13 protein-coding genes are annotated in these 12622 nt (G+C 64.4%); 9 read left to right on the top strand and 4 right to left on the bottom strand.

The genetic code is table 11. The features are described from left to right. The first annotated feature begins 13 nt into the window (after window positions 1-13). Genes U5A57_RS28790 through U5A57_RS28780 form a run of 3 tightly spaced genes read left to right on the top strand, consistent with a single transcriptional unit; the run spans window position 14 to window position 3545 of the window. Complete coding sequence (locus tag U5A57_RS28790; RefSeq protein WP_321915038.1) at window positions 14-1585, top strand: sugar ABC transporter ATP-binding protein; 1572 nt, start codon at window positions 14-16, stop codon at window positions 1583-1585. Continuing rightward, complete coding sequence (locus tag U5A57_RS28785) at window positions 1582-2562, top strand: ABC transporter permease (RefSeq protein ID WP_321915037.1); 981 nt, start codon at window positions 1582-1584, stop codon at window positions 2560-2562. Before U5A57_RS28790 ends, U5A57_RS28785 begins: the two co-directional genes overlap by 4 nt. Continuing rightward, window positions 2559-3545 carry an ABC transporter permease gene (locus tag U5A57_RS28780; protein WP_321915036.1) on the top strand — a complete coding sequence of 329 codons (987 nt, stop codon included), beginning with the start codon at window positions 2559-2561 and terminating at the stop codon, window positions 3543-3545. Before U5A57_RS28785 ends, U5A57_RS28780 begins: the two co-directional genes overlap by 4 nt. Window positions 3546-3586: 41 nt before the next feature. Here U5A57_RS28780 and U5A57_RS28775 read toward each other — a convergent pair whose 3' ends face one another. Then, entirely contained in the window at window positions 3587-4390 is an 804-nt protein-coding gene (locus tag U5A57_RS28775) for an SDR family oxidoreductase (RefSeq protein WP_321915035.1), read from the bottom strand. Window positions 4391-4533: 143 nt separating this feature from the next. Between U5A57_RS28775 and U5A57_RS28770 the strand changes: the two genes are divergently transcribed. Continuing rightward, on the top strand, window positions 4534-5487 hold the full coding sequence (locus U5A57_RS28770; RefSeq protein ID WP_321915034.1) for a GlxA family transcriptional regulator: 954 nt from the start codon (window positions 4534-4536) through the stop codon (window positions 5485-5487). Between the two features lie 6 nt (window positions 5488-5493). On the opposite strand, the gene U5A57_RS28765 is transcribed toward U5A57_RS28770, so the two are convergent. Next, a complete protein-coding gene (locus U5A57_RS28765) occupies window positions 5494-6489 on the bottom strand; it encodes a GlxA family transcriptional regulator (protein WP_321915033.1) in 996 nt (331 codons plus the stop codon). Window positions 6490-6802: 313 nt separating this feature from the next. Between U5A57_RS28765 and U5A57_RS28760 the strand changes: the two genes are divergently transcribed. Beyond that, window positions 6803-7093, top strand: coding sequence for a hypothetical protein (locus U5A57_RS28760; protein ID WP_321915032.1), 291 nt, complete (start codon window positions 6803-6805; stop codon window positions 7091-7093). Window positions 7094-7209: 116 nt separating this feature from the next. Here the strand turns inward: U5A57_RS28760 and U5A57_RS28755 are convergent, their stop codons facing one another. Both U5A57_RS28755 and U5A57_RS28750 read right to left on the bottom strand, forming a co-directional pair. Then, complete coding sequence (locus tag U5A57_RS28755) at window positions 7210-7422, bottom strand: hypothetical protein (RefSeq protein ID WP_321915031.1); 213 nt, start codon at window positions 7420-7422, stop codon at window positions 7210-7212. A 253-nt stretch (window positions 7423-7675) separates the two neighbouring features. Next, a complete protein-coding gene (locus tag U5A57_RS28750) occupies window positions 7676-8062 on the bottom strand; it encodes a hypothetical protein (RefSeq protein WP_321915030.1) in 387 nt (128 codons plus the stop codon). A 347-nt stretch (window positions 8063-8409) separates the two neighbouring features. Between U5A57_RS28750 and U5A57_RS28745 the strand changes: the two genes are divergently transcribed. The 4 genes from U5A57_RS28745 (at window position 8410) to U5A57_RS28730 (ending at window position 12562) form a co-directional block, all read left to right on the top strand. Beyond that, window positions 8410-9309, top strand: coding sequence for a LysR family transcriptional regulator (locus U5A57_RS28745; protein ID WP_321915029.1), 900 nt, complete (start codon window positions 8410-8412; stop codon window positions 9307-9309). 169 nt (window positions 9310-9478) lie between these two features. Continuing rightward, on the top strand, window positions 9479-10807 hold the full coding sequence (locus tag U5A57_RS28740; RefSeq protein ID WP_321915028.1) for an MFS transporter: 1329 nt from the start codon (window positions 9479-9481) through the stop codon (window positions 10805-10807). A gap of 34 nt (window positions 10808-10841) precedes the next feature. Then, window positions 10842-11882, top strand: coding sequence for an amidohydrolase family protein (locus tag U5A57_RS28735; protein WP_321915027.1), 1041 nt, complete (start codon window positions 10842-10844; stop codon window positions 11880-11882). Beyond that, window positions 11879-12562 carry an RraA family protein gene (locus tag U5A57_RS28730; protein ID WP_321915026.1) on the top strand — a complete coding sequence of 228 codons (684 nt, stop codon included), beginning with the start codon at window positions 11879-11881 and terminating at the stop codon, window positions 12560-12562. The genes U5A57_RS28735 and U5A57_RS28730 overlap by 4 nt, the downstream gene beginning before the upstream one ends. Window positions 12563-12622 lie beyond the last annotated feature (60 nt).

Genomic DNA, 12622 nt, shown 5'->3' with positions numbered 1-12622 from the left:
CGGGAGACGAAGCATGCAGCAGGATGCAGGGCAGCCGTTCTTTCAGATGTCCGGCGTGTCGAAAAGCTATGGCGGCGCCGTGGCGCTCGATCACGCGGACCTCGCGGTGCGAAAGGGCCGCATTCACGCGATCCTCGGCGAAAACGGCGCGGGCAAGTCCACGCTGCTGAAGGTGATGTCCGGCGTCGTGCAGCCGGACGAAGGCGTGATGCACCTCGACGGCCGCGAGGTCTCGTTCGCGTCGCCCGCCGAGGCGAACGCGGCCGGCATTGTCTGTGTGTATCAGGAGCTGTCGCTGATTCCCGACCTGAGCGTGGCCGACAACATCTTCGCTTCGAACCCGCCACGCCGTTTTGGCATGATCGACCGCCGGGCCCAGCGCCGCCAGGCCGAGGAAGCGCTTGCGCGAGCGGGCGCGGCCGACATCAATCCGCTCGCGAAAGTCCGCGACCTGCCGCTGTCGCGCCAGCAGATGGTCGAGCTGGCCAAGGGGCTGGCTCACGCGCCGCGCATTCTGATCCTCGACGAGGCCACGTCCGCGCTCACCGCGGCCGACGTCGCGCGCGTGATCGAGGTGCTCAAGCGCCTGCGGCAAGAGGGGCTCGCGCTTCTCTTCATTTCGCACCGCATGCACGAAGTGAAGGCGCTCGCGGACGAATGCACGGTCTACCGCAATGGCCGTCATGTGATGAGCTTCGAGGCGGGCACGCGTTCGGATAATGAGGTCGTCGAAATGATGATCGGCCGGACGTACCAGCATGCTTTTCCGGACAAGCCTGCCGAAAAGCCTGAGCCGTCGAGCGCCGCCGCGCCGGTTCTCGCCTGTCACGATCTTGCATGGAGCGACACGCTGCGAGGCATCAGCTTTTCGCTGCAGCGCGGCGAAATTCTCGGGCTGGGCGGCCTCGACGGCCAGGGGCAGCGCGAACTGCTGCTCGCGCTGTTCGGCGTGCTGCGCGGTTGCGCGGGCAAGATCGAGATCGACGGCAAGGCCGTGTCGATCGGCAGCCCGGTTGCCGCGCGCGCCAAGGGAATCGGCATGGCGCTGATCCCGGAGGACCGCAAGACCGAAGGGCTGATGCTGCCGATGTCGGTGCGCGAAAATCTCTCGTTTGCGGCACTCGATCGCATGTCCACCGCGGGTGTCATCGATCGCGAGCGCCAGCAGTCGTTCGTAGACCGAATGATGGAACTCCTCGCGATCAAGTCGCATGGCGTCGACGCGCCGGTGGGGTCGCTCTCGGGCGGCAACCAGCAGAAGGTGGTCATCGCGAAGTGGCTGATCCGCAAGCCCAGAATCCTGCTCCTCAGCGACCCGACGCGCGGCATCGACGTGGGCACCAAGCAGGAGCTTTATCAGTTGCTCAGGCGGCTTGCCGACGAAGGCGCCGCGATTCTCTTTTACTCGACCGACTATGACGAACTGATCGGCTGCTGCGACCGCGTGCTCGTGCTGTACGAAGGCCGGATCAAGCAGGAACTGGTCGGGGCGGCGATCACCGAGCAGAACCTGATCGCCAGCGCGCTGGACCTGCCGGTTGGACAAATCGCGCAAGCAACGCCCTCCACAGGAGTCGCGCCATGAGCGGGCTGCGTTACTGGTATGCGGAAAATCGCGGGACGGCGTTCGCGTTCGGCCTGTTCGTGCTGATGTTCGCGATTTATCTGTTCAACTATCCGTCGAGTTTGTCGGCGAACGTGTTTCAGACCGCTGCGAACAAGGCGGTGCTGCTCGCACTGGTGTCGATGGGCCAGGCGCTCGTCGTGCTCACGGCCGGCATCGATCTCTCTATCGGCATGATGCTCGTGCTGACGAATTGCATTGGCTCGTGGATCGTCACCGGCGACGCGCTGCACAGCGCGCTCGGCATTGTGGGCGTGCTCGCGGCAGGCGCGCTGTGCGGCGCGCTCAATGGCGTGATCATCATTTTCGGGCGCTTGCAACCGATCGTGACGACGATCGCGACGGGCGCCGTCTACTACGGCATCGCGTTGCTACTGCGCCCCGTGCCGGGCGGCTCGATCAACGAGGACCTCGCCGACGTTCTGACCGGCAAGGTTGCAGGCGTTGTGCCGACGAGCCTGCTGATTCTCATTGCGGCGGTGGCAATCGTCTGGATTCCTTTCAAACGCTCGGCAGTGGGGCGGGCGGCCTATGCGACCGGTTCGTCCGAACCCGCGGCCTTCCTCTCCGGCATGCCGATCCGCCGCGCGAAGTTCGCAAGCTACACGCTGGCCGGCCTGCTCGCCGCGATAGGCGGCCTTTTTCTGACCTTCTTCACCGACACCGGCGAAGCGAGCCTTGGCAGCGCCAACTCATACACGCTCTTTTCGATTGCCGCCGTGGTGATCGGCGGCGTGTCGCTGCTCGGCGGCAAGGGCAGTGCGATTGGCGCGATCTTCGGCGCATTCGCGTTTCGCTCGATCGGCGACCTGCTGTTCGTGTTCAACGTCGACGCGCTGTGGCAGCCGCTATTCCAGGGCGTGATTCTTCTGCTGGCTGTCGCGATTGGCGCGTGTGGGCTGTTCAGCGTGCGCAACCGTCTGGAGTGGTTCCAATGAGCGGCGTTTCGGCAAGCACGCGGACCACGTTCGTGTCGAGGCTCACGAGCAAGATCGACAAGCCGATCGTGATTGCGTTCGGCTGCATCATTGCGCTGCTGCTCGTGGGCGGGATGTTTTCGCGCAACTTCACGTCGCCGGAATACATCCTGTTGCAACTGAAGGTGGGCGCGTTTCTCGGCATTATCGCGACCGGGCTGATGATGGTGATTCTGCTTGGCCACATCGACCTGTCCCTGCCGTGGACGATCACGGTCGGCGCCATGATGGCGTGCGCGGTGTCAGGGCACGGCGAACTCGGGCAAATTCTCGCGATTCCCGTTGGCATTGGTTGTGGCGTGCTGATCGGCATCGTCAACGGCATTCTCGTCGCACTCCTGCGCATTCCATCGATGATCGCGACACTCGCGACCAATGCGGTCGCGCAGGGCATCATGATCGTCTACACGGGGGGATCGTCGCCGCAGGATTCTGCGCCGCAAGTCATGCGATGGCTCGCCGCGGGCTGGCTCGTGCCCGGCGTGCCGAATGCCGTCGCGCTGTGGGTGGTGATTGGGGCCGCGACGATGTTCCTGCTCTCGCGCACGACCTTCGGCCGCACGCTCTACGCGATCGGCAACACCGAGCGCGCCGCCTACCTCTCCGGCATCGATACGCGGTTCGTGACCGTGGCTGCGTTCGCCGTGTGCAGTGCGTTCGCGGCGTTCGGCGGCGTGCTGCTCGCGGGTTATGCGTCGAAGGCGGCACAGTCGATGGGCGACGCTTACCTGCTGCCCGCAATCGCGGCGGTGGTGCTGGGCGGCACGTCCATCCTGGGTGGCCGGGGCTCGTACCTCGGCACCGTGGCCGGTGCGATCCTCATCACGCTGCTGCAATCGATCCTCTCGGTCGCGCAGATGCCGGAGGCCGGACGCCAGATCATCTACGGCGTAGTGATTGCGGCGATGCTGCTGCTATACGGGCGGACCAAGCGGGAAGCGTGAGTTGCGGGGGCAAAAGCCCCCGCCTGACTCGAACGCGAACGTCACTGCGCAACGCGATAGCGTGCCGCGGGCGTGTTGCTCGACAGATGCGCGGACATCGCGCGGCGAGCCGTCTCGAACGTGTTCCATTGCTCCACGTCGTGCAACGCAGGAATCGTCACGGTTTCGCCGCGCTCGAAGCCGATGAGCGCGGCGCTCACCATGTCTTGCGCCGACATCACGATCGCACTGTCGAGATGTTCGAGCGGCAGTCCACCCGTCTCCCAGAACTCCGTAGCCGTGGCGCCGGGCAGCACCGCCTGCACGCGAACGCCCTTGGCCGCCAGTTCGTGATGCAGCGACTGGCTGAACGCGAGCACGAACGCCTTGGTGCCGCCATACACGCCGTTGAGGATCTCGGGCGCGATGCCGACGATGGAGGCGATATTGATGATCGCGCCATTGCCGCGCGCGACGAATCCCGGCACGGCCGCATACGTGAGCCGCGTGAGCGCGGTGACGTTCAACTCGATCATGCGCGTCATGTGATCGACATCGCTCTCCACGAGCGGCGTGTGCGTGCCGATGCCCGCGTTGTTCACGAGCAGCGTGAGGCTCGCGTCGTCGCGCAGGCGCGCTTCCACGGCGGCGAGGTCGTTGCGGTCGTTGAGATCGGCGGCGAGCACTTCCACGTCGCGCTGGGTTTCGCTCGTGATGCGCTCGGCGAGCGCGGCGAGCCGGTCGCGATTGCGCGCGACGAGCACGAGGTCGTAGCCCTGGCGGGCGAGTTCTGCGGCGTACACGGCGCCAATACCGGAAGAGGCGCCGGTGACGAGCGCGGTGCCGCGATGAGATGGCTGGGTCATGATTGCACTCCTTTGTGTAGCGGCGCGAGTGGTTAGGTAACGTACGAGTTGGCGCTGCTGTGAATGCATTCTGGCCGTGATTGACCGTGGCGCAAATGACGTATATGGTCATGTTTTAGGACACGCAACGACGGGAGTAGGACATGCACCGCATCGGCTACCTGCTGAGCGACGGGTTCCAGGTGATGGCGCTCGCGACCCAAAGCGTTTTCGAATACGCGAACGTGGTGGCGGGCTCGCCGTTCTACGCGATGGAGAACTATTCGATGGAGGGCGGGGCGGTTCGCTCGTCGCTCGGCATGAGCGTGGACACGCAGCGTACGCCCGCGCCCGCGCGCAGCCGCGTGGACACCTGGATCGTGGCGGGCGTGAACGATCCGGTTGCCGTGGCTGCAGAGCCCGCGGTGCTGGCGTTCCTGCGCCGCGCGAGCGGCCGCGCACGCCGGGTGGCGGGCATTTGCACGGGCGGGTTCGTGCTGGCCGAGGCAGGCCTGCTCGACGGCCGCCGCGCCACCACACACTGGATCTACGCGCGCGATTTGCGGCAGCGCTTTCCGGACGTGCGCGTGGAAGACGACCGCATCTATATCGTCGACGGGCCGGTCTGGACCTCGGCGGGCATGACGGCGGGGCTCGATCTCGCGCTCGCCATGGTCGAGCGCGACCTTGGCGCGGAAGTGGCGCGCTCGGTCGCGCACAAGCTCGTCATGTATCAGCGTCGCTCGGGCGGCCAGTCGCAGCATTCGGAAATGCTCGCGCTCGCGCCCAAATCCGACCGCATCCAGAACGCGCTCGACTACGCGCGGCGCAACCTGAGCAGCGCGCTCACGGTGGAGCAACTCGCCGAAGCCGTGCATCTCAGCCCGCGCCAGTTCAGCCGCGTGTTCACGGCGGAAACGGGACAGTCGCCCGCGCGGGCCGTGGAGGGGCTGCGCCTCGAGGCGGCGCGGCTCATGATCGAGCAGAGCACGCATCCGCTCGACGTCATCGCGCGCGAGACTGGCTTTCGCGACCGGCGGCACATGCGCGAGGCGTTCGTGCGTGGCTTTGGCGTGCCGCCACAGGCGGTGCGGCGCGAGATGCGCGCGGGGGCGTAGGTTCTTCTACGAATCCGCTTTGCTCGCGCGTTTGCCCTTCCCCGTAACCGCGCCGAAGTGCGCGCGATATTGCTGCGGCGTGGTGCCCAGCTTGCGCTTGAATGCCAGGCGCAAATGATCGGCGTCGCGCATGCCGCAGCGGAAGGCCACGGTTTTTAACGGCGCGGTGCTGTTTTCCAGCATGACGCGCGCCGCGTCGACGCGTGCGCTCTCGACGAATTCGGCGGGCGTCACGTGGGTGTCGCGCACGAAGATTCTCGCGAAGTTTCGCTTGCTCATCTTCGCTATGGCGGCGAGCACTTCCACGCCCAGATCCTCGTTCAAATGCCCGAGCACATGCTGCTGCACCTGGGCAATCGGCGACGACGCCTCCGCATAAGGCGTGAGATACGGGCTGAACTGCGACTGGCCGCCCGCGCGCTGCACGAACACCACCAGCCGGCGCGCCACCTGCAACGCGATTTCCGGACCGTGGTCCTGCGCGAGCAGATACAGCGAAAGATCGATGCCCGCCGTCACGCCCGCCGAGGTATAGAGATTGCCGTCCTGAATGAAGATGCGGTCGAATTCGACGTTCGCGGTGGGGCACATCGCGGCGAGGGCGGCGGCGTCGTTCCAGTGCGTGGTGACGGTGCGCGCGTCGAGCAAGCCTGCGCGCCCGAGCGTGAGCGCGCCGTTGCAGATCGATCCGAAGCGGCGGGCGCGCGCGCTGGCTTCACGCAGCCATACATGCGCCGCATCGGGAAGCGGTTGCTCCACTAGCGAGGGCCCGCCTGCGACGAGCAGCAGATCGTAGTGGCCGCGTGCCTCGCTAAAGTGGCGGTCCGCGCCGATGCGCACACCGCTCGAGCAGCGCACGGTGTCGCGTTCCGTTGCGATCAGCTCGAGCCGGTATTGCGCCTCGGGAGCGAGCAGCCGATTGGCCTCCGAGAAAACGTCGGTAGGCCCGAATACGTCGAGGGCCTGGACGCCTGGGAACACGAGAAGCGCAACAGTAAGCATCGGTGTGGACGAAGATGGGAGTCAGGGGTCGGAGGCTTGCTAGCGTCGCGCGACGATGGGCAGCGCGGTGGTGATGACCGTTGCGTCGAGGTTCTCCATGAAGAACGTTGCGGCCACAAGGAATGCGATGGCGGTGCGGCGATCGAGGGCGTGCAGCATCAGGCGTGTTCCGGGGCGTGATTCTTCGTCTGCGGCCAGATTCGGCGCGGAGTGTCCCTCATTCTACTGAAGTTGGTACACGCCGTTTGCTGGCATGTTCCGTGCGTGATGTGTATGGACCATGCGATATCCATCGCAAAGGGAGGTCGAAACGATGAGCCACCAGACCGACAAGCCCGAACAGCCCCAAGACGCACCGGAGCCGCGCGGCACGGATCTGCCCAAGCCATTTGGGGACGCTGTGCCCGCACCCACCGAGCCGGGTCTCGATCAGCCTTTACCGCCAAAGACGCACGATTTGCCGACTGCCCAGGAGGAGGCCGAGAGCCCTGACGAGGAAGATCGTGCGCCGCACAACGATATTTCGAGGCCGCTAGGCGACGCGGTGCCCACGCCGGTCGAGCCCGGCCTCGACCAGCCGCTGCCGCCTAAAAGGCAGGCGTGACATAAGGATGTAGTCAACGCGCAGCGGGTCAGCGCACCTTACGGCAACACGGGCGGCGCGGCTCAGGCGGGCGCGTTCAGGCGCGCGCCACTCTCGCAACTTGCCTCGTCGCCCGATTAAGGAACCGTTGCATGTAACCGGAACGCCTTGCCGTCGAAGGCGTACCAGTATGTGCCTTGTTCCTCGCGTTCATTGCGGCTTCCTCGCACAACCAGCATGCAGCTATCCGAGCGGTACGTTAGCGGCTCCGTCACATCGAGCGGCCAGTCCGACACCGTGAACGGCAAGGACGTAACGCGACCGGTTTTCGTATCGATCGCGGCGGCCATGACACAACCGGCTCCACAGCCCCATTGCGCGAGGATATAGCGCCCAGCGAAATTGACCGGTCCTCTGGCGGCATTCTGGATTGCGCTGCGGTACTGGCGCGACCGTGCATCGAACGTGAGGCGCGCGGGTGCGCGCTTCGCCTGGATCGTTGCGGGACAGTCTTCAAACCTGGGCGGTTGCTGAGCGTGGGCAATAAATGGGAACGCACACAGGAATAGCAACGTAACGGTTATTGATTGCGTACGCATGGCCTCAATACCAGTGGTGACTTTGCCAGAAATCGCGCGCCCGGCGCGCCGTGTGATAACGCCCATAGATGTAGCGGATTCCGCCTTGGCATTCCTCAACTGCGTTTCCGAATGATGCCTCGCCGCGCGGATTCAAATCATACTGTGCATGGAGCAGCTGGAAGAGGCCGCGCGCCGTCGAAGCACCGTTACGCGCGTCGACAACGCCCGCCGATTCCTGTGCCATGATCCATAGAAGATCGTTGTAATCCGCCAATGAAATGCCTTCTTTGGCCATTGCGTCGCGAAGGGCGAGTTGTGACGTCAGTGGGACGATGCTGACGGACTTCTCCGACCACGGATGCTTCTGGTGTTTGATCGGGCGGTGCGAGTGAGTATGTGTGCCGGCCATCGGCGAATCTCCATGGATTAAGGAAATCGCAAAGCTAGCGCTAACCCAAAGTGCGCGGTCTGTGCTCCGTCAACATCTAGAGACTTCACGGCCATGGTGACTGCTATAACCCCTCACTATCGATTTTGGCGGGGCCCACAATTCGAGGCGGCACGCGCAGCGTGACATACCGTGACGTCTCTCGGGAACCGCGAGGCGCTTGTTCATCAAGGTCAGGAGCGGAGCGGTGAAATACCACGCTTCATCCGATGCATCCGTTGGGTAGGGCTTACGTTTTGGCATACTGCCAGGATGTCAACCCTGACCTTAAATGCTTAACACCCTCTAAGCGACACGGAGACGACGAGATGAACGAGCTTCGGGGCCTGCAGTGTTTCGTGACACTCGCCGAAGAACTGAACTTCAGCCGCGCCGCGGAACGTCTGCATATCGCGCAGCCGGCGTTGAGCCAGCAGATACGCGCCCTGGAGGACCGCGTGGGCACGCAGCTGATCGATCGCACGCGCCGCCCGCTGCGGCTGACCGAAGCCGGCCAGTACCTTGCCACCGAAGCGCGGCAGATTCTCGGTTCGCTCGCCGAGGTGACACACGGCGCGCTGGAGATCGGCGTTGGCCGGCGCGGTTGGCTCAGTGTCGGCTTCACGCGCTCGTCGATGTACAGCGTCCTGCCGCCCGCGCTCAAGGCGTTTCATCAGGCGTATCCGCAAGTCGAACTCAAGCTGTTCGAAATGCTGACCGACGAGCAAACCGACGCTTTGCGCGACATGCGCATCCATATCGGCATCGGGCGGCAGCCGGTGCCCGTGCCCGGCTACACGACCTTGCCGCTGCTGCGCGAGCGGCTCGTGGTGTTGATGGCGTCCGATCACCCGCTCGCCAAACGAAAGAAGGTGCGCATCGACGAGCTTGCCGATACGCCGTTGATCCTCTATCCGAAGCATCAGAACGCGCAGTTCAAGCGCACGGTGCAGGCGCTCTACCGCGACGCGGGCGTGACGCCCTTCGTCGCGCACCAGGCCTACGAGATCCAGACCGCCATCGCGCTCGTGGCGGCGGGGCTTGGCGTGACCGTGGTGGGCGAGTCGGTGGCGCGAAATGGCCGCGCCGACGTCGTGGCGCGCCACCTCGACGGCCCCGGCGCTGCGCAGCGCACCGTGCTGGCGGCGACCTTCCGCAGCGACGACGCCTCGCCGCATCTGCGCGCGTTTCTCGAATGCCTGCCGCCGCCGCTTGCAGCCACACTATAAGCGCACGCTTATAGAAGCATAAGTATCGCGTCTTGGACTCGACGCTCCCCGCTTCTTATTATCGAAACTCAGGCGCCCGGTCTCGTGAGGTGCCGCCGGCAGCGATCAACGCTCCCGGCCGATAACGATGCAGCGACGGCACCGCCCGTCGCCATGATGCGGAGACAGCATGAGTCACATCGACGAAGCAGCAACCATGCGAAAGGTTTACAAGCGGCTTGTGCCGCTGCTTTTCTGCATGATGTTTTTCAATTATCTGGACCGTATCAATATCGGCTTCGCCGCGCTCGACATGAACTCGGACATGGGCTTCGACCCCGCCGTGTTCGGCTTCGCGGGCAGCATTTTCTTTATCGGCTACATGCTGCTGGAAGTGCCCAGCAATCTGTTGTTGCACCGCGTGGGCGCGCGCCGCTGGATCGCGCGCATTCTGCTCACGTGGGGCGCCGTTGCGGCCGCAACGGCTTTTGTGTTCAACGCCTCGAGCTTCTACGTGCTGCGCTTTTTGCTTGGCGTGATGGAAGCGGGCTTTCTGCCAGGTATTGCGGTCTATCTGACCTACTGGTTTCCGGAGCGCTACCGCGCCCGCGCCGTGGGCGGGTACATCATCGCGGGGTCGTTCTCGGCCGTGCTGGGCGGCCCGCTCTCGACCACGCTCATGACCTATGCGAACGGCCTGCTCGGCATGCACGGCTGGCAGTGGATGTTCATTCTCGAAGGCGTGCCCGCCATGCTGCTCGGCCTCATTACGCTGCGCGTCATGACCGAGCGCCCCGCGGACGCCGACTGGCTTTCCACGGAAGAAAAGCAATGGCTCGAGTCCACGCTCGCAGCGGAACGCGAGGCGCTTGGCGGCCATCGGCATTTTCCGCTGCTGAAGGTGGCAAGCGACATTCGCGTATGGAGCCTCGCCTGTCTGTTCGGCTGCGCGCTGGTCGGCATTTACGGGCTCTTCCTGTGGCTGCCGCAAATCGTGAAGAGCCTCGGCCATCTCAACAACATCGAAGTGGGCTTCCTTTCCGCTGCGCCACCACTGCTGGGCGTGCTCGGCACGTATCTCGTGAGCCGCAGCTCGGACCGCACCGGCGACCGCAAATACCACCTTGCATTCGTCTACGGTATGAGCGCACTCGCGATTGCAGGCAGCGCGTATGCACCGAATCCGCTGCTTGCGTATGCGCTGCTTTGCGTGACGGGCCTCTTCATTTACGCGGGCAACCCGCTGTTCTGGAGTCTGGCCGCTTCGTTCAGAACCGGCGCGGCGGGCGCGGCGACGATTGCGCTCATCAATACGATCGCGCAGTTCGGCGGCGTAGTGGGGCCGTGGAGCATTGGTCTCGTGCGCCACGCCACCGGCAACTTCAAGCTCGCGCTGCTCACCATCGCTGCTTTCCTCGTAGTCGCCACGCTCATTGCCATTGTGATGCGCGTGAAGCCTGCCGAGAACGCCGCTTCGAACCGCGCGCTCGTTGGCCGCGATGAAGCGACGGAAAGCTGACTTCAATCGTCCGTACCCCTGATGGAATTGCTACATGATCATTGACTGCCACGGTCACTACACGACCTCGCCGCCCCAGCACGAAGCCTGGCGCGCGCAACAGATTGCCGCGCTCAAGGACGGCACGCCGGTGCCGCCGCGCCCGTCGATCACCGACGACGAGATTCGCGAGAGCATCGAAAACGGCCAGCGCCGCATTCAGCGCGAGCGCGGCACGGACCTGACGATTTTCTCCCCGCGCGCCGCCGGCATGGGGCACCACCAGGCGGGCGAAGCGGCCAATGCGCACTGGTCCAGCGAATGCAATGACCTCGTGCACCGCGTGTGCTCGCTGTTCCCGCAGCATTTCGTGGGCGTTTGCCAGCTACCGCAGGCGCCGGGCGTGTCGCCGGAGAACTGCATTCCCGAGTTGCGGCGTTGCGTGGAGGAACTGGGTTTCGTGGGCTGCAACCTGAATCCCGATCCATCGGGCGGGCACTGGTCCGGGCCGCCGGTCACGGACCGCTCGTGGTATCCGCTTTACGAGGCCATGGTCGAACTCGATGTGCCCGCCATGATTCACGTTTCGTCGTCATGCAATCCTAACTTTCATGCCACGGGGGCGCACTACATCAACGGCGACACCTCGGTATTCATGCAGCTCTTGCAGGGCGACCTCTTCGCCGACTTCCCGACGTTGCGCTTCATCATTCCGCATGGCGGCGGCGCGGTGCCGTATCACTGGGGGCGTTATCGCGGTCTGGCGCAGGACATGAAACGCCCGCTCCTGAAGGACTATCTCCTCAAGAACGTCTTTTTCGATACCTGCGTGTACCACCAACCGGGCTCCGACCTGCTCGCCAAGGTGATTCCGGTCGAGAACATCCTGTTCGCCTCGGAGACGATCGGTGCGGTGCAGGGCATCGACCCGGAAACCGGCCACTACTACGACGACACGCGCCGCTATATCGACGCGATCGAATGGCTGAGCGACGCCGACCGGCAACGCATTTACGAAGGCAACGCGCGCGCGGTGTACAGCCGCCTTTCCGCGCAGATCGAACGACAAACCGCACTGGAAGGGATGACGAAATGAATCACAATGCAAACCCGATCGGCTGGCGCGAAAACGCATCCGCTCCCCAGGCCAGCGAAGCTACGCTCGCCGTGTTGCGCGAACTGGCCGTGTCGCTCCTGAGCGATAACATGGCGCGCTCGAGCGGCATTCTCGGCTTGCAGCCGTTCCACAAGGCCAAGCCGATGGCGGGCACGGCCGTGACCGTGCGCACGCGGCCCGGCGACAATCTCGCCATTCATCGCGCCTTCGACTTCTGCCGGCCGGGCGACGTGCTCGTGATCGACGGCGCAGGCGAAGTGACCCAGGCGCTGATGGGCGACATCATGTCGAGCTATGCAGAAAGCCTTGGCGTACAGGGCCTCGTGATCGACGGCGCGATCCGCGACGTTGGCGCACTTCGGCAGCGCGACTTTCCTGTTTACGCGCGCGGCGTGACACATCGCGGCCCGTACAAGAACGGACCCGGCGAAATCAACGTGCCCGTGACCATCGGCAGAATGGTCGTCAACCCGGGCGACATCATCGTCGGCGACGAGGACGGTTTGCTCGCCATCGCCCCCGAAGATGTGGAAACCGTGATTGCGGGCGCGCGCAAGCAGGGCGAAAAGGAGGCCGCCGCATTGCATGCGATAGCCGAAGGCCGCTTCGACCGCGCTTGGGTGATGCCGCATATCGAACGCATGAGAAGCGGGGTTTGATGATCTCTCGTGGCGCCAGGCGTTAAGATGCGCGCTGGAGCCTGTGCGCTCCCTGGCTCA

This window comes from Paraburkholderia sp. J11-2, from assembly GCF_905220185.1.
Taxonomy (GTDB): Bacteria; Pseudomonadota; Gammaproteobacteria; order Burkholderiales; family Burkholderiaceae; genus Paraburkholderia.
The sequence above is the reverse complement of the archived record's forward strand: the minus strand, read 5'-3'. Positions and strand labels throughout refer to the sequence as shown.

Coding starts and splice junctions, on each gene's coding strand:
- U5A57_RS28765 (WP_321915033.1), bottom strand. CDS start 6,489: ATGCTTACTGTTGCGCTTCTCGTGTTCCCAGGCGTCCAGGCCCTCGAC.
- U5A57_RS28745 (WP_321915029.1), top strand. CDS start 8,410: ATGAACGAGCTTCGGGGCCTGCAGTGTTTCGTGACACTCGCCGAAGAA.
- U5A57_RS28775 (WP_321915035.1), bottom strand. CDS start 4,390: ATGACCCAGCCATCTCATCGCGGCACCGCGCTCGTCACCGGCGCCTCT.
- U5A57_RS28790 (WP_321915038.1), top strand. CDS start 14: ATGCAGCAGGATGCAGGGCAGCCGTTCTTTCAGATGTCCGGCGTGTCG.
- U5A57_RS28730 (WP_321915026.1), top strand. CDS start 11,879: ATGAATCACAATGCAAACCCGATCGGCTGGCGCGAAAACGCATCCGCT.
- U5A57_RS28735 (WP_321915027.1), top strand. CDS start 10,842: ATGATCATTGACTGCCACGGTCACTACACGACCTCGCCGCCCCAGCAC.
- U5A57_RS28750 (WP_321915030.1), bottom strand. CDS start 8,062: ATGGCCGGCACACATACTCACTCGCACCGCCCGATCAAACACCAGAAG.
- U5A57_RS28785 (WP_321915037.1), top strand. CDS start 1,582: ATGAGCGGGCTGCGTTACTGGTATGCGGAAAATCGCGGGACGGCGTTC.
- U5A57_RS28740 (WP_321915028.1), top strand. CDS start 9,479: ATGAGTCACATCGACGAAGCAGCAACCATGCGAAAGGTTTACAAGCGG.
- U5A57_RS28760 (WP_321915032.1), top strand. CDS start 6,803: ATGAGCCACCAGACCGACAAGCCCGAACAGCCCCAAGACGCACCGGAG.
- U5A57_RS28780 (WP_321915036.1), top strand. CDS start 2,559: ATGAGCGGCGTTTCGGCAAGCACGCGGACCACGTTCGTGTCGAGGCTC.
- U5A57_RS28770 (WP_321915034.1), top strand. CDS start 4,534: ATGCACCGCATCGGCTACCTGCTGAGCGACGGGTTCCAGGTGATGGCG.
- U5A57_RS28755 (WP_321915031.1), bottom strand. CDS start 7,422: ATGGCCGCCGCGATCGATACGAAAACCGGTCGCGTTACGTCCTTGCCG.